Here is a 19,464-nt window from a genome sequence, read left to right on the forward strand (position 1 = left end):
CCGGGACCCGGGTCAGAACGGCACGCCGCAGACGAGGACGGCGTTCGCGAAGGCCGTGGCTTCGCCGGTGCGAACGAACAGGCGGGCGTCCGCGGACAGCGCCTTGAGCTCCTCGTGCGACACCGCGCGTCGCTCCGGGAACCGGTCGGCGAGCCACCCGTCGGCCTCGGTCCCGGCGGCCTCGGTCGCGGCGATGCACTCCTGGAAGACGGCGTCCCTGAGCAGGGCGTCGAGGACGTCCACGAACCGGGGGACCCCGTGCACGAGCGCGAGGTCGACGACCGGCACGCCGGGCGGGATCGGCAGGCCGCAGTCCGCGACGACGACCAGGTCACCGTGGCCGAGCCGGCTGAGACCGGCGTTCAGCTCGGCGTTGAGGATGCCGCCCTTCTTCACGACGCACCCCCGGCCGGAGCAGCCGGAGCAGCCGGAGCGGCCGGAGCGGCCGGAGCAGCCGACCCGTGCGGCAGGTCGACCGAGGGCAGCACGTCGTCCAGCGTCGGGTAGGACGGTTGCGTCCCGGCCCCCTGGACGGCGAACGCCCCGACCCGGACGGCCTGCCGCGCGGCGTCGAGCAGGGAGTCCCCGGCTGCGAGCCCGGCAGCGAGGGCGCCGACGAACGCGTCGCCCGCACCCGACGAGTCGACCGCGGTCACTCGCGGGGACGGGACCGCGACGAGGTCGTCCGTCCCGTCCGCCACGAGCGCACCCCGCGCGCCGAGCGTCACGACGACACTCCGCACACCGAGTGCACGCAGCGCGGCGACCAGTGCGGGTTCGTCCGTCGGCACGTGTGCACCGGGGTCGAGCTGCGCGAGGACGAGTGCCGCCTCGTGCTCGTTCACCACGAGCGGGTCGGCCGCGAGCACGACCTCCCGGTCGACGGGCACGACGGGCGCCAGGTTGAGGAGCACCCGTCCGGTCGCGAGTTCCGCGGCGGCGGCGATGCCGTCTGCCGGGATCTCGCCCTGCAGGACGACCACCGCGGCCGACGCGACGACCGGGGCGGCGGTGAGGAGGGCCTCCCGGTCGGTGGCACGGTTGGCGCCCGGGACGACGACGATCGTGTTCTCGCCGCTCCGGTCGACGGTGACGGTCGCGAGCCCGGTGGGGGCGTCGACGGCACGCACGTGCGTGACGTCGACCCCGCTGTCGGCCAGGAGGCTCGTGGCGACCTGCGCCGAGCCGTCCCGTCCGACGCTCCCCACCATGGCGGTGGGAGCGCCGCGACGGGCGGCGGCGACGGCCTGGTTGGCGCCCTTGCCGCCGGGCAGCAGGGACATGGAGGTCGCGACGAGGGTCTCGCCGGGCGACGGGTGCCGCTCGACGGTCACGACCTGGTCGACGTTGAGCGAACCCACGACGACCACGGTTCCGGTGGAGCGGCTCACTTGGTGAAGTCTCCGACGTTGCTCTTGGTCACCGACACGACCGGCACCTGGACGGTCTTCTTCGCCTTGCCCGAGGCTGCCTTGATCGCCTGGTCGACCGCGAGGGCGCCGAGCTTCGCCGGCTGCTGCGCGACGGTGCTGCTGAGCGTTCCGTCCTCGATGGCGCTGAGACCGTCGGCCTCGCCGTCGAACCCGGCGACCTTGACGTCCTTGCCGGCCTTTCCACCGAGCGCCTTGATCGCGCCGAGGGCCATCTCGTCGTTCTCGGCGAAGACGCCGACGACGTCGGGGTGTGCCTGCAGCAGGTTGGTCGTGACGTCGAGCGCGGTTGCGCGGTCGAAGTTCGCGGTCTGCTTGCCGACGACCGTGATGTCCGGGTACGCCTTGATGCCCTCGGCGAAGCCCTTGCCGCGGTCACGGCTGGCGGAGGTACCGGCCTGGCCCTGCAGGACGAGGATCTCGCCCTTCTCGCCGATGGCCTTCGCCAGGTCGTCGGCGGCCTGCTTGCCCCCGGCGACGTTGTCGCTCGCGATGAAGGAGTCGACGTCGGCGCCGTTGACGGTGCGGTCCACGGCGATGACGGGGATGTCGGCCTTGTTGAGCGCGGTCACGCTCGGGCCGGCGGCGTCGGAGTCGACCGGGTTGACGATGACGGCGTCGGTGCTGCCGCTCGAGGCGGTCTGCAGCTGGTTCGCCTGCTGGGCGGAGTCGTTCTGGGCGTCGACGACCTCGAGTGTGACGCCCTGCTTCTTCGCCTCGGCCTTCGCGCCGTCGCGGACCTCGACGAAGAACGGGTTGTTGAGCGTGGAGAGGGCGAGCGTCACCTTGGTGTCGCTGCCGCCGCCGGCCGCGCCGCTGGTGCTCGTGCGGTTGCACCCGGCGGTGCCGAGGACGACCAGGCCGGCGACGACGCCGACGGTGGCGACCTTCTGGAAGGAGGAGAACTTCATCGTTGGTTCCTTTGTGCTGGTGGTGTGGGGGAGGGAGGAGGAGGAGTGGGAGGTCAGCTGCTGCGCGTCTTGCGGCGCAGGACGTCGAAGCCGACGGCGACCGCGATGACCAGGCCGATGACGACCTGCTGCCAGAACGAGCTGACGTTGAGCAGGTTCAGGCCGTTGCGGATGACGACGAGCACGAGTGCACCGATGAACGTGCCGGAGATCCGACCGACACCGCCGGCGAGCGAGGCGCCACCGATGACGACCGAGGCGATCGCGTCGAGTTCGTACCCGCTGGCGGCCTGCGGCTGCGCGGAGTCGAGGCGGCCGGCGAGCAGGAGGCCGGCGAGTGCGGCGAACAGGCCGGACAGGGCGAAGACGACGACGACGATGCGCTTGACCGGCAGGCCGGACAGGCGTGCGGCCTCGGCGTTGCCGCCGACCGCGTACATGCTGCGGCCGATGACGGTGCGGTTGAGGATGAACGAGGCGACGAGGGCGGCGAGCACCAGGACGATGATCGGCACCGGGACCGGGCCGATGTCACTGCCGAGGAACGACACCTGCGGGGAGGTGGGGACCGGCTTGCCGTCGGAGAGCACGAGGGTCAGGCCGCGGGCGACGCTGAGCATGGCGAGGGTCGCGATGAACGACGGCAGTTTGCCGTAGGCGCTCGCGAGGCCGTTCACGACGCCGGTGGCGAGTCCCGCGACGAGCCCGCCGACGAGGGCGAGCCACCCCGGCAGCCCTGCGGTGGCGAAGAACCAGCCGGAGACCATGGCGGACAGGGCGGCGACCGACCCGACGGACAGGTCGATGCCGCCGGCGACGATGACGAACGTCACGCCGAACGCGAGCACCGCCACGGTCGACACCTGGATGCCGATGTTGAGGAGGTTCCGGCCGGTGAGGAAGTCGGGCGTCGCGATGAAGAGCGCGATGCAGAGCACGACGAGGCCGACGAGGGCGCCGTTGTTCGCGAGGAACTTCGTGAACGAGGAGGACCGCGACGGGGCCTTCACAGTGGTCGATGACATGCGGGTGCTTTCTGGGAGGTACTGCGCTGTACGCGGGGGAGGGGACGGCGGCGGGATGTGCGGTGGTGCGCCGTGCGGAGTGGGGCGCCGGGGTCAGGCGGCGTCGGCCTGCCCGTTCTCGGGCTCGGTGACGTCCCGGGCGGCGAGGGTCATGACGGCGTCCTCGGTGGCGTCGGCGCCGTCGAGTTCGCCGGCGATGCGGCCGTCGCGCATCACGAGGATGCGGTCGCTCATGCCGAGGACCTCGGGGAGTTCGCTCGACACCATGACGACGGCACCGCCGGCTTCGGTGATGGCGTTGACGAGCTCGTAGATCTCGACCTTCGCGCCGACGTCGACACCGCGGGTCGGCTCGTCCAGCAGCAGGACGCTCGAGCCGGCGAGGATCCACCGACCGAACACGGCCTTCTGCTGGTTGCCGCCGGACAGGGACCCGATCGGCTGGTCGATGTCGTGCATGCGGATCCGCAGGCGGGCGGCGACCTGCTCGGCGCGCTGCTTCTGCCCGGCGAAGTCCACGAGACCACCCCGGGCGCTGGACGCGAGCGTGGCGTAGCCGAGGTTGTCGTTGACCGACGCGCCGAGCACGAGGCCCTGGCCCTTGCGGTCCTCGGGCACGTGTCCGATGCCGGCCTTGATCGCGCCGGCCACGCTGCCCTTGCCGAGCTTCCGGCCCCGGACGGACACGGTGCCGCTGTCGTAGCTGTCGGCCCCGGCGATGGCGCGGACGAGTTCGGTGCGTCCGGCGCCGACGAGACCGGAGATGCCGAGGATCTCGCCGGCGTGCACGTCGAAGGACACGTCGGTAAACCGTCCGGCGGCGGTGAGGTGCTCCACTCGCAGCACGGGGTCGGCACGGTCGACCACGGCGGCACCCGTCGGGTACTGCTCCTCGATGCTCCGCCCGACCATGAGCCGGACGAGCTCGTCCTCGGGTGTGGAGGCGGGCACCTCGGCGACGAAGTGACCGTCGCGGAGCACGGCGACCGTGTCACCGATCTCGGCGATCTCGTCGAGGTGGTGGCTGATGAAGAGCATGCCCACCCCGCGCGCCCGGAGGTCGGCGACGACGCGGAACAGCGCCTCGGTCTCGTGGCGGGTGAGTGCCGCGGTCGGTTCGTCGAGGATGAGGATCCGCGCGTCGACGCTGAGCGCCTTCGCGATCTCGACGAGCTGCTGCCGGGCGATGCCGAGGTCGCCGACCGGGGTGTCGACGTCGACGTCGAGTCCGATGGTCGCCAGAGCCGCCTCCGCCTGGCGGCGGAGCGTCTTCCGGTCGACCATGCCGAAGCGAGTCGGGATCCGACCCATCATGACGTTCTCGGCGACGCTGAGCGACCCGACCAGGTTCAGTTCCTGGTGGATGGTCGCGATGCCGAGCCGCTCCGCGGCCGAGACGGTCGGGAGGCTCACCTCGGCTCCGTCGACGAGGATCCGTCCGCCGTCGGGCTGGTGGATGCCGGACATCATCTTGATGAGCGTCGACTTCCCGGCGCCGTTCTCGCCGAGGAGGACCTGCACCTTCCCGGCGTGGACGTCGACGGTGACGTCGGTGATCACCTGGACGGGGCCGAACGACTTGCTCACCCGGTCGAGGGTGAGGAGTGGGTGCTGCTGCAGGGGGGTCTGCGGCATCGGTGTCTGTTCCATGTCAGTGCTCCGGGTGCTGCTGGTCAGCGTGCTGCTGGTCGGCGTGCTGCTGGTCGGTCGGGCGCGACGGTGCGGCCGGTCGACGGGGACGGATGGGGGTGGCCGAGGAGGCGCGGACGATGAGCTCGCTCGGCAGGCGGACGGACTGCGGGGTGCCGCCGTCGATGACGTCGCGGAGCAGGTCGACCGCGACACGGCCCATGTCCTCGACGCTGTGTGCGACGACGGAGAGGGCGGGCTCGAGGAGCGAGAACCACTCGATGTCGTCGAAGGCGACCAGGGCGATGTCCTCGCCGACACGGAGACCGAGCCGGTTGAGGATCGCGATCGCGCCGACGGCCATCAGGCTGTCCGCGGCAAAGATCGCCGTCGGCGGGTCGTCGAGACCGAGCAGGGTCGTGACGCCGGTCGAGCCGGACGCGGCCTGGAAGTCGCCGAACACGACGAGGTCGGGGTCCCCGCTGAGGCCCGCGGCGGTGATCGCGTCCTGGTACGCCGTGAAGCGCTCGCGGCCGGTGGAGACGCTCTGTGGGCCGGCGATGTACCCGATGCGGGTGTGTCCGAGTGCGGCGAGGTGCTCGACGGTCTGCCGGATGCCGGTGCTGCTGTCGGTGGTGACGCTCGGCACGTCGATGCCCGAGATCACGCGGTCGACGAACACCGTGGGGATCTCGCGGTCGACGAGTTGCTGGACCGTCCCGGTGTCGTTGCCCTGCGGTGCGACGATCACGCCGTCGACCCGGCGGGCGATGAGCGTGTCGAGGTACCGGTTCTGCTGGTCGGCCCGCTCGTTCGCGTTGCCGAGCAGCGTGACGTAGCCCTCGGCCAGCGCGGCCTGCTCGATCGTGTGGGCAAGGTCGGCGAAGAACGGGTTGCGGACGTCCGAGACGAGCAGACCGATCGTGTCCGACCGGGTCGAGCGCAGCGCACGGGCCTGCAGGTTCGGGCGGAAGTCGAGGTCCTTCGCGGCCTGCTCGACGGCCCGGCGCGAGTCCTCGCTCGTCGCGGCGTTGCCGGAGAGGACGCGCGATGCCGTCGCTGCCGAGACGCCGGCGCGGGCGGCGACGTCCTTGATGGTGACGGCGTTCATCGTTGAGCACTCCGTTGGGCGAATCGTGGAATCGATTCCATGGAATCGATTCCACGACCATAGGCACCGCGCCCGGTCATGTCAAGCAGCGGACCTGGGCGGGGTGCACCCGCGCCGGAGCCCCGGTGACCGATCAGTCCGCGGGCATCGGGACCGGCGTCGGAGCCGTCGGTGTCCCCGCCTGGGGGATCGCGCTCGACCGGCGCAACCCGAGCGTCAGCAGCACGACCGCGCCGACCACGGCGACCGCGCCGGAGAACCAGAAGTCCGCCGACAGCCCGAACGACGTCACGGCCGCACCACCCAGGACCGACCCGGCGGCGATCGCGAGCTGGATCGTCGTCACGAACAACGCCAGCCCGCTCTCCGCGCCCGCCGGTGAGGCCGTCGACATCCAGGTCTGCGTGCCGAGCGGCAGGGCGCCCCAGACGAAGCCCCACACCACGAGCAGCGCGAACACGCCGAAGACCGAGTGCGCCGCGAACGGCAACAGGACGACGGCCGCGGCGAGGACGGTCTTCGCGACACCGATCGTGCCGATGACGTTGCGGCTCAGGGTGAACCCGGCGACGAAGTTCCCCGCGATGCCGGCGATGCCGAACACGAGCAGCGCCAGGGTGACCGTGTCCGGCCCGACCCGGACGAGGTCCTCCAGGTAGGGCGCCACGTACGTGTAGGCGGCGAACTGTGCGACGAAGAGGAACGCGGCCGCGATGAGGCCGACGCGGGCACGCTGCACCCGGAGCAGACCCGCGAGCGTCGCGAACCGCACCCGCTGCGAGGAGGGGATGCTCGGCAGCATCGCGATCTGGAGCACCAGCGCGACCAGGCCGAGCGCGCCACCGATCACGAAGGCGAGGCGCCAGCTCGCGAGCGACGAGACGAACGCACCGAGCGGCAGGCTCACCACCGTGGCGACGGAGACGCCCGCGGTGATGAAGGAGGTCGCACGGATCACGGCGGACGGTTCCACGAGCCTCCCGGCGATGCCCGCACCGATGGCCCAGAAGCCGCCGATGCCGACACCGAGGAGCATCCGGGCGACGAGCAGCACACCGAAGGTGGGCGCGACCGCGGCGAGGGCGTCCGCCACGACCAGCAGGACGGTCAGGGCGAGCAGCACCGTCCGGCGGTCGAGGCGCGAGGTGGCGACCGTCACGACGGGAGCGGCCACGGCGCCGGTGAGACCCGTGAACACCACCATCAGGCCGGCAGTCCCGATGTCGACGTGCAGGTCGCGCGCGATGGACGGCAGCAGGCCGATCGGCAGGAACTCCGAGAGCACGAGGACGAACGAGCCGAGGGCGACCGACAGGACGCTCAGCCAGCCGCGGCGGGTGGAGGTGGTGGTCATGGACGCCACAAGCGCGGGCGGCCGTCGGTCATTCCTCCGTGACGGCGGGCGGCCGGGTGCGCCGACCGGAGCGGGCGCTCAGCCGCCGAACGCCGAGATCTCCTCCGGCAGCGGTTCGTGCATCGCCCGCCGGAGCGCCGCGGCCCCCGCGACGACGCTCGCGCGCTCGTCCTCCGGCACGGCGTCGAGGAGCCCGACGATCTCCACCCGTCGCCGGTCCATCACGTCGGCGACCAGTGCTCGTCCTCGCTCGGTCGCGCCGACGAGGACCTCGCGGCGGCTCTCGGTGCTCGGCAACCGCTCGACCCACCCGTCCTCGACGAGCCGGTCGACCATCCGGGTCAGGGTCGACGGAACGACCGCGAGTCGCTCGGCGAGGTCACCCGATCGTGTGGGTCCGAGGGTCGTCACGAGGACGACGAGCCGGAACTGCGGGACGGTGACGTGCTCGAGCGCGGGGGCGAGTGACCGGGCGACGACCCCGAGCAGTCCGCGCGAGGCCGCGAGCAGCTCGTCGATGCCCTCTGATGGTGCGTGTGGCATGCGCCCATCCTGCCGGACGGACGCCGCCCGGCCGTGCAGACGGGAGGCCCGGTGCCAGCTGGCACCGGGCCTCCCGGCCGACCGAGGTCGCATCTCAGACGCGGACGGCGCGCTCGTCCGGTACGCAGTGCGTCATCATGAGGCCGTCGACGTCCCGGGGCCCGTTGTGGCCGAGGTTGGCCAGGCGCGCGAGTTCGGCCTCGTCGAGGGTCTGGGACTGCAGCGGCGGCAGGTCCTTCACCTCGTCGAGCGTGATGCCGAGGCCCTCGCCGACCCGGCGACCGAGGTCGTCCTCGACCATGTAGAAGTGCCAGAGCATGCGCTCCTGCACGGGCCGGGCCGCCTGCGAGATGAGGTCGACGAAGTTCGCGACCAGGTCGTCGCGCTCCCAGTCCTCGAGGAGCAGGTAGCGCTGACCGGCCTGGGTGTAGTCGTTCGTCCGCGGGATGCGCTTGCGGGTGAGACGACCGACGATCTCGGGCCCCTGGTCGTCGTGCGTCGGGTACTCGGCCTCGCGCAACCCACCGGTGATCGACGGCTCGTAGTTGACGTGCGGGTTCTCGCCACCGTGGTCCTGGTGGTACGCCATCTGCCCGTCGCGCTGGTTCGTGGCGACGTTCCCGTTCTTCGGGGCGTTCACCGGCAGCTGCAGGTAGTTCGGGCCGACGCGGTACCGCTGCGTGTCCGAGTACGAGAACGTGCGGCCGACGAGCATCTTGTCGTCGGAGAAGTCGAGGCCGTCCACCAGCACGCCCGTGCCGAACGAGAGCTGCTCGTTCTCGGCGAAGTGGTTCGTGACGTTCCGGTTCAGGACCATCTTGCCGACGACCTTCGGCGGGAACTCGTTCTCGGGCCAGACCTTCGTGTCGTCGAGCGGGTCGAAGTCGAGCTCGGGGTGGTCGTGGTCGTCCATGAGCTGCACGCGGAGTTCCCACTCCGGGTACTCACCGCGCTCGATCGCCTCGTACAGGTCCTTCGACGCGTGGCCGAGGTCGCTGCCCTGCACGACGGCTGCATCGGCCTCGGTCATCGAGCTGACGCCGACCGACGGGATCCAGTGGTACTTGACGAGCTTCGTGTCGCCGTCGCCGTTCACCCACTTGTAGGTGTTCACGCCGAAGCCCTGCTGCGTCCGGTAGTTCGCGGGGATGCCGCGCGGGCTGAACAGGTTGACGAGCATGTGCATCGACTCGGGCGTCTGGGACATGAAGTCGAAGATGCGCGCGGGCTCCTGGCGGAACGTGACGGGGTCCGGCTTGAGGGAGTGGATGACGTCCGGGAACTTGATCGCGTCGCGGATGAAGAACACCCCGAGGTTGTTGCCGACGAGGTCCCAGTTGCCGTCCTCGGTGTAGAACTTCACGGCGAAGCCGCGGGGGTCGCGAGCGGCTTCGGACGAGTCGCGTCCACCGATCACGGTCGAGAACCGGATGGCGACGTCAGTGCGCTTGCCGGCCTCCTGGAAGAGCTTCGCGCGGGTGTACTGCGCGATCGGCTCGTCACCCCAGGTGCCGGTGGCCTCGAAGTACCCGAAGGCGACCGCACCGCGGGCGTGCACGACCCGCTCCGGGATCCGCTCGCGGTCGAAGTGGCTGATCTTCTCGAGGAACTGGTAGTTCTCGAGCGTCGCCGGGCCACGGGCTCCGACCGTGCGCTGGTTCTGGTTGTCGTAGACGGGGTGGCCCTGCCGGTTGGTGAGCACCCGGCGGTCGTCACCCTCGGCGGGTGGCTGGCTGGAGACGTCGGTCATGGCGTCGTCCTCTCTGCGTTCTGGTCACGGACTCGGGTTCATGCCCGAGTGTGGCCTGCAGGCCGGACGGCTGTTCCCAGCGCTCAGGGGGTCGTCAGGTCGGCGCCGATCGATCGTGCCTCGCCCCTGCGATGTCGGACACGAGGCTCGTGGCGCCGCGGCCACGAGCCTCCTGCCCGCTCGGACACCCATCCCGTCAAGCGGCGTCGAACCGAGCCGTCGCGGTCCTGCCGGCAGCACCGGACACGTCGACCGTCAACACGAGGTCAGGGCTGGTCGACCGCACCGTGATGCGCGGGTCGACGGACCGCAGCGCACCGGCAGGGCCGTCGACGGTGATGGTGACCACTCCCGTCAACCGCTGTGTCGGCTCGCTCACCGACACCACGACACCGTCGCTGTCCCGGCGCACGACCACGCACCCCGTGCGGTCGATGCGTGACCCACCGATCGCGGGGGTCCCGCTGGCCCAGGCGGTGAGTGCGGTCACGCCGGTACTGATCTGCCGAGCGGCCTGGAGGCTCGCGGTGTTCGCGAGCACCACCACGTCGTCCGACGCGGCAGCCGCCGACACCTGCGCCTGCGTCGCACCCGGCAGTTGAAGCCAGGAGTAGGTCGCGTCCGTCGGGTCGACTCCATGGTCGAGCCAGAGTGTCACGAAGCGGCGAGTACGGGTGGTGTCGTCCTCGTAGGTGCCCCGGTGGTCCATGTCGGTCCAGCGACCGGAGCGGTCCTCCCGGAGTGCGCGGACCGCGGTGCCCGCCGGGAAGACGTAGCCGCCGGTGCCGGGGACGTGCACCCACCGCGGGGTGAGCGTCGTCGCCGTGCTGCTCGGCGTGGTGAGTGCTGCGCGTCCGTCGACCACCGGGACCGTCTGGCCGTCCAGACCGGTGTTCCGCTGTTCGACGACGGTCTCGACGCGGACGCCGTCCGAGCTGGTGATGCCCGCGCCGAGGTGCAGCACGACGTCACCGAAGCCGAACCACGACTTGCGGGCCCGCAGCGTCTGCTTGGCGAACGACAGCCCCATGCCGACGACGGAGACGTCGTCCTGCACGACGCCGCCGGTCCACGTGTTCGTCGACCCCCGACCGGCGCCGAGGGCGAGCGGCTTGACCTGCACGGTGGTGCCGGGGATCCGGTACTTGTCGGCGGTCGGCCAGTACTGGTTCGCCCAGTGGCCGGGCTTCCCCGGCAGGTACAGGTAGGTGGCGCCCTCGCCGGTGTACCAGCCCTGCAGGTTCTCGTCGTTGGCGGTCTCGTACGGCTTGATGGTCGTGCTGTCCATCGCGATGCCGAGGGCGAAGCCCGGGCGGCGATGGACTGCGCGGGCCATCGACGTCGCCACGACCGACCGGGTCGACTCGGCCGCGGTCGGCACCGCCGCGTCGGCGACGAGCGCGCGGCCCCGGACGATCGACGGGATCCGGACCTGCTCGATCGGGACATCGTCGTAGGCGAAGTACGGCTGGGTGGTGTCCGCGGCGATCCACCCCTTGCACACCGACCGCAGGGCGGCCGCGTCCGAGGTCGGCAGCACGTCGGCGAGCTGCACCAGCGTCGCCACCGTGAGGTGCCCGAGGCGGTGGTCGGTCTGGTAGAACCGCGACAGCGCCCGTCCCCGGGTCATGTCCATGAACGCCCCGGCGTGGATCCACGGGCGGAAGTTGTCCTCGACCCAATCCACGACCCGGTCGAGCCGCGCCGCGGTGAACGACCACTGCGTCCCCCGGACCGCGAGCATGCTGTAGGTCAGGTACTGCAGCAGCGAGAAGCCGTAACTGCCGTTGTACGGGTGGTACTCGTGCTGGACGAAGCCGCCGTCGGGGTAGAAGCCGTCGCCGCTGGTCGCGTAGTCGAACACGGGGGCGTACGCGTTCTTCGCGTCGGCGATCACCGCGCCGTCCTCGCTCAGCGCCCCGCGGACGATGGCGATCGAGCACGCCCAGTTGCGGTTCGCACCGGTCGACGTCATCTCTGCCGTCACCCTGGGATCCGGCGCGTACTTCCGGATCGCCGTCATCCCGGTGTCGATCTGCGCGGCCGACAGCTGGTCGTGCAGCAGCAGGCAGACGTCGTTGAGGGCGAGCGGGATGCCGATCTGGAAGTCCCACCAGTTGTCGTACCGGCGCACACCGCCGCCGTACTTGTTCGCGAGGAACCAGTCGAACGCCGACACGAGGTCGGCCGCGAGCGTCGCGTCGCCGGTGAGGGCGCTGCCGGGGGTCTTCAGCGCGAGCGCGAGGGTCCGGAGACGGCCGATCGCGGTCGTCTGCAGCGCCGACGTCGAACTGCTGTCGAGGTCGGCCCAGAGGTACGTGCGGCCGGTGCCGGTGTCGAGGGCGTCCCAGACCGGTGCCGCCGCGGCGGCGAGATCGGCCACGTACCGCGCGACGACCGGGTCGCCGAGGTCGACGTCACCGATGAGGGTGGCGAGCCACTGCGACCGGACGGTCGCGAAGGGGGAGACCGCGGCGGTGCCGACGGCCCGGGCGGCAGTGCCCGGCACGAGCGACCCGGTGCCGGCGAGGGCGGCGACGGCCGCTGCCCCGACGAGGACGGTGCGTCGCGAGGGGCCGGAGGGCTGTGCTGACTCGGTCATGACGGTGCCTCTCAGAGGTAACGGACGGCGGACAGGACGATGCCGGCGATGGCGACCACCCAGACGTAGGGGAGGACGCGCACCATCACCTGCTGCGGGGTCACGCCCGAGTACTGCGCGGCCCACACGGTCTGGGTGCTCGTCGGGTCGGCCACGCCGAACACCTGGTTGTACGACGTCATCAGGCCGAGGACGGCCATCGGCGAGTAGAAGCCGATCGCGGTCATCGCGCCGGCGATCCCGGCACCGAGCCCGAAGATGTTCAGTGGGCCGCGGTACAGGCACAGCGGGACGAGCACCGAGAACACGACCACGTAGAGCACGACGTTCGTCGGGGCGACGGCCTCGACGATCGGCCGCAGCGCGGAGACCGCACCGGGAAGCCCGACCGCCGCGAGCAGCATGCCGATCGCGATGAAGAGGGCGATCGGCGGCGCGGCCACCTGGAAGGCGTCGTACAGCGAGCGGAGCATGCGGGTGGCGATGAGCCGCGGCGGGGTCGTGGTGAGGACGGCGAACAGCACACCGGCCAGGAGTGACGGGATGATCGGGACCTGCAGGACGAGGGCGAGCACGATCGGCACGAGCGGCGTGAGCAGGGCGAACCAGGGTGCGTCGCCGAGGCGCTGCCGCCGGCTGCGCGTGTCGGCGGCGGGAGCGCCGCCGCTCGCGTCCGCGTCGGACATGGACGCGAGGGTCCACTGGTGCACCGTCCCGCGCCGCCGTGTCTCGACCAGCACGTAGACGACCGCCGCGGCGGCGGCGAACGGGAACAGCAGCACCATGAAGGAGCGCACGTCGGCGACCGGCAGGTCGAGCGCGGTCGAGAAGAACTGCCACACCGGCAGCTCGAACGGTACGCCGGCCCCGATGCCCATCAGGATGGTGCCGGCGGCCGTGACCTTCGGCACGCCGACGGCGATCATCGCGGGGATGCCGATGACACCGGCGAGCAGGGCGGCGGGCGCGGACCCGGTCACCGCACCGCACAGCGCCGAGATCACGAGGACCCCGAGCGCGACGACGACGGGACGGTCGCCGCCGAACTCGACGGTCTTCCGCACCAGCGTGCTGGCGATCGCGGTGTCGCGCATGAGCGATCCGAGCCACGACCCGAGCAGGATCGCGATCATGGTGGACGCGAGCCGGATGGCGCCGTCCTGCAGCACGGTGCTGAGGACGCTGTTCTCGGCGCCGACGAACGGTGCGCCGGACACGAGGGCGATCGCGACGGCGAGCAGCACGAGCGCGAACGCGGTGGGGACCTTGCCGGTCAGGATCAGCGCGACGCCGATGGCCATGACGACGATGATGGCGATGCCCATGGTCAGTTCTCCCTGGTGGTCGGAGCGCGACGCGCGCCGGTGCGCGTCGCGAGGGCGGCCTGCGCGGCCGCGGTGAGGAGGAGCGGGGAGCGGCCCAGCCCGACGCTGCGGGCCGCGAAGGCGTGCGCCGCGACCTCGTCGGCACCGGCGACGGTGCCGAAGCGGCGCAACCGGCCGATGCGGAGGACCTGCAGCCCGAGCGCGGCACGGAGGCCCCGCGACCGGTCCGCGGTCACGAGGTGGTGCGCGCGCTCGTGTTCCACGGCGGCCGCGCGGACGCTGCCGGACGGGAACCACCGGCGCCAGTCGAGGTCGTCCACGAGGCGCTCGCAGAAGTCGACGGTGTCGGTGAACAGCTCGACGCGGTGGTCACGGGAGCCGTACCGGGCGAGCAGCCCGCCCTGGGCCAGGCCGCCGCCGCGTTCGACGACGCGGATCGCCCCCGAGGACCCGTCCGCCGACCCGCCGGAGGACGGTGCGCTGGTCCGATCGGCCAGCGCGACGCCGAACGCTGCGGCTCGACGGCTGAACTCCGCGAGCTGCTCCTCCGACCTGGTCTCGTTCGTCGGCGTCCCCCGGAGCAGCATGACCCCGAGAGCGTCGTCCGAACGGTCCGCGAGCGCGCCGATCCGCCGACGGTCGGCGGCCGGGAGGACCGCTGCGACGGTGCTCACGACCGCACCTCGAGGACGGCGACGAGTGCTTCGGACCGGTCCTGCCCCTCGACCTCGGTGCGGGCCAGGGAGATCAGCTGGGACTCGTCGAGCACCCCGGACAGGTCGGCGATGCGTGGGCCGATGAGCAGCTGCAGTGCGGGTGCCCGCGACCCGCCGTCCCCGTACGCGGTGTGCTCGGCGATGAGCTCCGGGAGCGATCCGGCGCCGGCGCCGACGGTGCTCTGCTGCACCCGGGCGTCCGCCGAGGCGAACCGGACCACCCCGTCCCGGTCGAGGACCCGCACCGGGTGGGTCGGCTTCCGGAGGAACCGGCGGCGCTCCGGCCCACCGAACACGACGTGGTTGTCGGTGGCGGCGAGGACGCGGACCGCGGCGGCGTCGACCTGGAGGCCCTCCGCGGCGATCGCGCGCAGCTCGCCGTCCGTGCGGCGCTGGGTCCGGTCCTGCGTCCGCAGTTCGGTCGCCCCGGTCGCGACCGCACGCACCGTGTTCGACTGCGGGTCGACCGTGACGTCCACCGACACCTCGGCGGGCGCGGCCCCCTGCGCGATGACGGCCTGCTCGGCCTCCCGGCGCACCGCGAGGATCTGGTCGTCGGTCGCGCCGGGGATCACCCGCTCGACCTGCTCGCGGATGAGCGCCAGGGCGACGCCGATCGGGCTGATGACCTCGCTGTGGTCGGCGATGCGCCACGCGGCCCCGTGCCGGGCACCGGCGTGCGGGGTGACCGACGCCGCCCCGCCGCCGCCACCGACCAGGAGCACGTCGTCCTTCGCGATGCCGTAGTCGTCGACCATCTTCTCGACGACCTCGAGCACCGGGGCGACGCCGGCGTCGAGGACGGCACGCGCGGCTCCCGGGACGTCCGTGCCGAGCGCGGCGGCGAGCGGTGCCAGTGCGGCGCGGGCCGACTCCGCCGGCGCGTGCGCGTAGTCGTCCTCGGGCACGAGCCCGAGCGCGTTCGCCGCGCAGGTCATCGTGATCGCGAGCCGCCCGGTGTCCGTGTCGAGTACCGCGTAGTCGGCCGGGTCGCCGTCGAGCGGCGCGATCGTGGCGAGCCGGGCACCCCGCAGCTGCTCGACCGGCGCGAAGCAGGCGTAGGGGAGTCCGGCGATGTGGGCGCTGCGCGGGCCGACGTGTGTGACGTGGGCCGACCCGGACGTCCGGATGCGCACCATCGACCCGCCGCCGACGCCGACGGTGCGGACGTCGAGCGCGGACAGGTACGTGGAGCTGCCGCCGAACTCGGTGTACTGCACGGCGACCTTGCCGCGGCGGATCACCGAGATGTCGGTCGAGGTGCCGCCGGTCTCCAGGAAGAGCCCGTCGCTCAGCTTCTCCTGCATGAGCGCTCCGGCGACGCCGGCCGCGGGACCCGACAGCACGGTGAGCAGCGGGCGTCGGCGCATCTCGTCGAGGGACATCACGCCGCCGTCGCACCGCATCACCATGAGCGGCGCGGTGATGCCCGCGGCGTCGATGCTCGCCTGGACCAGGTCGGCCGTGGCGAACATCCGCGGCAGGATCACCGCGTTGAGGACGGCCGTGCGGGTGCGCTTGCTCAGCCCGTACAGCGACGTGATCTCGTGCGTCGCGGTGACGAGGAAGCCGCGCTGGCGGGCGGCGGCGGCGACGCGCTCCTCGCCGATCGCGTCGTCGACCGAGAACGGCTCGGTGACCACGACGGACTCGATGCCCGCGGCCTGGAACCGGTCGAGGACGCCCGCGAGCGCTGCGTCGTCGTCCGCCTGTCGGAGGTGCTCGTACGACACCGGGAGGCGCTTGCCGTCGGCGATCTCGATCCGGCCGAGTCGGCGCAGCCGCCTCGCGAAGAAGCCGGCGGGGCCCCGCCCGATGCCGATCATCCCGACCGGCGCGACGTCGCCCTCGAGCAGCGCGTTCGTCGCCTGGGTGGTGCCGTGCGCCAGGAACACGACGTCGCCCGGCGACCGGCCGATCGTCGCGAGCAGTTCGTGGAGCGCGGTGACGATGCCGTGCGCGACACCGTCGGGGTGGTCGTGGCTCGTCGGTGTCTTGGCCTGGCCGATGAGCCGGAGCGTGGCGGCGTCGATGGCGACGGCATCGGTGAACGTGCCACCGACGTCGATGCCGATGCGCAGTGCGTTGGGTTCCACGTCGTCGTGACCTTCCTGCGGGGTGGGATCGGGGGAGTACTTCGGGAGGGAGGAGTGGGTGCCGGGGGAGCAGGGGCGTCGCGCGCCCCCGCTCCGGTCGGCTCAGTAGCCCTGGACCTCGGGCCAGCGCCGCTCGACACCGGCGCGGTCGAGCTCGGCGGCGAACACGGCGAACCGCTCGTCGTCCGACTGGACGTCCTGCGGGTCGAGGTCGTGCTCGATGCAGTGCACCGCCAGGGCGCCGGCGACCTCGCCGACGTTCCACTCGACGGGGTGCAGCCGGTAGCAGCCGTTCGTGATGTGCGTGGTGCCGAGGTCCTTGCCGGCCGGCAGCACGTTCCGGACCCGCTGCGGCACGAGGGCACCGAGCGGGATCTCGAACGGCACGCTCGGGACGTCGACGTAGTTGTCACCGCCGGTCGACGGGTGCAGGTCGAGCCGGTAGCTGCCGACGCCCACCGAGTCCCGGTAGCGGGTGCGGCCGGTGACGCCGACGATCTCGGCCGCGACGTCCTGCTCGCGGATCGTGGTGACGGCCCGGATGCGCCGGGACTCGCGGATGTACGGTGCCTTCGCGAGCCCGTCGGCACCGCCGGTGACGTCGCCGCGGAGCCTGAGCCCCGGGAACCCGGTGCCGCCGTCGGCGCGGGGCGCCTCGGTCTGCAGCCAGAACAGGACGGAGAGCGAGAGCTGGCGCGCCTCGTGCACGGCCTGCTCCGCGGTCGCGGCGTCGGCGGCGAGGTCCTCGCCCGCGCCGATGAGCGGCTTGAGCCAGTAGTCGTTGAGCGGCCAGTTCACCAGGCAGATGTCGGAGTCGAAGGCGCCCTCGGTGAACAGCTTGCGGGCGAGGATCCGGCGGAAGCCCCACAGCTCCTTGTCGCCGGCGTCCGCGCTCTGGTCGGCGCTCACCGCGAGCGGGTCGGTGTCCGGGTTCGGTTCGAACGTCCGCGGGTGCGCCTCGAGCGTGCGCGGGTCGGGCGCCAGGAACCCGAGGAGCGGCGCCGGCCAGAAGTCCGGCTGGTAGGAGCGCCAGAAGTCGTACATCGCCGGACGCTCGATGGTGTGGTCCTCGCCCTCGTGGTGCGAGACGGCGAAGCAGAACGTGATGCCCTGCTGGTTGCCGGGCTCGGCCGTCTCGGGCGCGTGGGGTTCGTCGTGCTCGCTGCGGGCCTCCGCGCCGACCACGTGCTCCACGCCCGCCAGCGGCAGGACCTCGCCCGTCTCGGTCGCGTCGAGGACGAACGCGCCCTCGAGCCGCGTGCGGCGGCCGTCCGCGCCCAGGACCGTCACGTCCGTGCACCGGTCGCCGTCGCTGCCGGCCGCAACCGGCCGCTGCTCGAGCAGGACCGTCAGCCGACCTGCGCTCCGGTACGGCTGCAGGAGCTCGTCGATGACCGCGACCGCGACGCGGGGCTCGTGGCACAGCTTGCTGACCCGGCCGGCACCCGGGTTGAGGTCGGGCAGTGCTGCGGCCTCCTGCCGGAGTGGGTAGACGCGGCGGTAGTGGTCGCGGATGCCGTCCCGCAGCGCGCGGTAGCTCGCGGTGACGCCGAACTGCTCGACCCACGGGTGCTCGTCCGGCGGCACCGCCTGGTTGGTGAGCTGGCCGCCCAACCAGTCGGTCTCCTCGGTGAGCACCGCGGTGCGACCGGAGCGGCAGACGGCGATCGCTGCGGCGACGCCACCGAGGCCGCCGCCGACGATCACGACGTCGGCGCGGAGCGTCGCGACGGTCTCGGACGGGCGGTCGGGGGTGGTGTTGGACATGGTGCTCCTGGGTGGTCGAGGGTGTGGTCGGGAGGCGTCAGACCGCGGGCGCGACGAGAGTGGCGCCGCGCACGAGGCTGCAGTCGAGGAGTTCCTGGACCGGCGGTCCGGCGGACGTGCTCGGTGCAGGGGCCGCGCGGCGCGCCTCCAGGACGTCGGTGAGCGCCCGGACCGCGCGTGCGCCGAGTTCGGTGCGGGGAGCGCGCAGGCGTGTGAAGTCGGCGGGGCCGTCGGCGGCTCGGTTGTGCTCGCCGAGCACGACCACCGACAGGTCCTCGGGGACGGCGACGCCGTCCGCGGCGAGCCGGGCGTGCAGCTCGTGCGCGTCGGCCGGGTCCTCGACGAACACGACGCTCGGCTGGGAGGGCCGGATCGACGCCCAGGCGTCTGTCACGGTCCGGTTCGGGGTCACCTCGGCCTCGGCGACGGTGGCGCTACCCGAGGCGGCGGCTGCGACGATGCCTGCCCGGCGGTCACGGCTGGACTCGGCGGTCTGCGGCAGCCGGAGGAGGCCGAAGCGCCGGTGCCCGAGCTCGAGTGCGCGGACGGCGAGGGCGTGCGTCGCACTGACGTAGTCGACGCCGACGTAGGGCACGCGGCCGTCTGCGGCCTCGCGCCGCCCGATCGCGACGAACGGGTACGTGGAGTCGAGCAGCCGTTCGAGTTCGTCCGGGTCCATCTCCCGACCGAGCAGGATGCAACCGTCCGCGAGCCGGAGGCGGTTCGACTCGTGGAAGAGACGGCGGCGACCGTCGACGACGGGGGTGCTCGTGAAGAGCAGCAGATCGGCTCCGACGCCCTCGGCGGCGCTCTCGATTCCCGTGAGCAACGGCGTGTAGAAGTCGGACGAGCGGTTGGGGAACGCCGGCTCGTAGGTGAAGACCCCGATCAGTCCGGTGGCTGCGCCGACGAGGCTGCGGGCGACCGGGTTCGCGACGTAGGTGGTCTCACGGATGACCTCGAGCACGCGGTCCCGGGTGGCGGCGGGGATCCGGCGGGCCTCGTCCGCCTTGCCGTTGAGCACGAGCGAAACGGTGGACTGGCTGACGCCGGCCATGTCGGCGATCATCCGCTGGGTGACGCGCGTGGTCGTGCTCATGCGGTCTGCGCTCCGATCGGTCTCGTCGTCGAGGTGGTGCGTACGACCGTAGGACAGAAAAAGAGCTCATACGTATGAGCAGTGGAAAAAGGATCGATCGCGGTCA

15 protein-coding genes are annotated in these 19,464 nt (G+C 72.1%); all 15 read right to left on the bottom strand.

The features are described 5' to 3' along the window. Positions 1-12 precede the first annotated feature (12 nt). On the bottom strand, positions 13-396 hold the full coding sequence (gene rbsD, locus DEJ34_RS05610) for a D-ribose pyranase (RefSeq protein ID WP_110911601.1): 384 nt from the start codon (positions 394-396) through the stop codon (positions 13-15). Then, complete coding sequence (locus DEJ34_RS05615) at positions 393-1,391, bottom strand: ribokinase (protein ID WP_220032824.1); 999 nt, start codon at positions 1,389-1,391, stop codon at positions 393-395. The genes rbsD and DEJ34_RS05615 overlap by 4 nt, the downstream gene beginning before the upstream one ends. Continuing rightward, positions 1,388-2,341, bottom strand: a complete 954-nt coding sequence (locus DEJ34_RS05620; protein WP_110911602.1) for a substrate-binding domain-containing protein — start codon at positions 2,339-2,341, stop codon at positions 1,388-1,390. Before DEJ34_RS05620 ends, DEJ34_RS05615 begins: the two co-directional genes overlap by 4 nt. Before the next feature lie 53 nt (positions 2,342-2,394). After that, positions 2,395-3,366 (bottom strand): ABC transporter permease, encoded by a 972-nt coding sequence (locus DEJ34_RS05625; RefSeq protein ID WP_110890591.1) that lies wholly within the window; start codon positions 3,364-3,366, stop codon positions 2,395-2,397. 93 nt (positions 3,367-3,459) lie between these two features. Continuing rightward, entirely contained in the window at positions 3,460-5,016 is a 1,557-nt protein-coding gene (locus DEJ34_RS05630) for a sugar ABC transporter ATP-binding protein (RefSeq protein ID WP_110911603.1), read from the bottom strand. A gap of 1 nt (position 5,017) precedes the next feature. Next, positions 5,018-6,106, bottom strand: coding sequence for a LacI family DNA-binding transcriptional regulator (locus tag DEJ34_RS05635; protein ID WP_110911604.1), 1,089 nt, complete (start codon positions 6,104-6,106; stop codon positions 5,018-5,020). 133 nt (positions 6,107-6,239) lie between these two features. Next, a complete protein-coding gene (locus DEJ34_RS05640; RefSeq protein ID WP_110911605.1) occupies positions 6,240-7,460 on the bottom strand; it encodes an MFS transporter in 1,221 nt (406 codons plus the stop codon). Between the two features lie 78 nt (positions 7,461-7,538). Continuing rightward, positions 7,539-8,003 (bottom strand): MarR family winged helix-turn-helix transcriptional regulator, encoded by a 465-nt coding sequence (locus DEJ34_RS05645; protein WP_181422264.1) that lies wholly within the window; start codon positions 8,001-8,003, stop codon positions 7,539-7,541. 94 nt (positions 8,004-8,097) lie between these two features. Next, positions 8,098-9,753: a catalase gene (locus DEJ34_RS05650; RefSeq protein WP_110901968.1), complete on the bottom strand. Its 1,656-nt coding sequence runs from the start codon at positions 9,751-9,753 to the stop codon at positions 8,098-8,100. 196 nt (positions 9,754-9,949) lie between these two features. Continuing rightward, positions 9,950-12,355, bottom strand: coding sequence for a polysaccharide lyase 8 family protein (locus tag DEJ34_RS05655; RefSeq protein ID WP_110911607.1), 2,406 nt, complete (start codon positions 12,353-12,355; stop codon positions 9,950-9,952). Between the two features lie 11 nt (positions 12,356-12,366). Then, complete coding sequence (locus DEJ34_RS05660) at positions 12,367-13,680, bottom strand: transporter (RefSeq protein WP_110911608.1); 1,314 nt, start codon at positions 13,678-13,680, stop codon at positions 12,367-12,369. Positions 13,681-13,682: 2 nt separating this feature from the next. Continuing rightward, positions 13,683-14,354 carry a hypothetical protein gene (locus DEJ34_RS05665; RefSeq protein WP_220032825.1) on the bottom strand — a complete coding sequence of 224 codons (672 nt, stop codon included), beginning with the start codon at positions 14,352-14,354 and terminating at the stop codon, positions 13,683-13,685. Next, on the bottom strand, positions 14,351-16,492 hold the full coding sequence (locus DEJ34_RS05670) for a hydantoinase/oxoprolinase family protein (RefSeq protein ID WP_110911609.1): 2,142 nt from the start codon (positions 16,490-16,492) through the stop codon (positions 14,351-14,353). The genes DEJ34_RS05665 and DEJ34_RS05670 overlap by 4 nt, the downstream gene beginning before the upstream one ends. Before the next feature lie 102 nt (positions 16,493-16,594). Continuing rightward, positions 16,595-18,259 carry an FAD-dependent oxidoreductase gene (locus DEJ34_RS05675; protein ID WP_110911610.1) on the bottom strand — a complete coding sequence of 555 codons (1,665 nt, stop codon included), beginning with the start codon at positions 18,257-18,259 and terminating at the stop codon, positions 16,595-16,597. A 37-nt stretch (positions 18,260-18,296) separates the two neighbouring features. Further along, the gene (locus DEJ34_RS05680; RefSeq protein ID WP_220032826.1) at positions 18,297-19,358 is read right to left on the bottom strand and encodes a LacI family DNA-binding transcriptional regulator; all 1,062 of its coding nucleotides are present in this window, start codon (positions 19,356-19,358) and stop codon (positions 18,297-18,299) included. Positions 19,359-19,464 lie beyond the last annotated feature (106 nt).

Origin of the sequence: Curtobacterium sp. MCPF17_050, assembly GCF_003224435.2 — a bacterium.
GTDB lineage: Bacteria > Actinomycetota > Actinomycetes > Actinomycetales > Microbacteriaceae > Curtobacterium.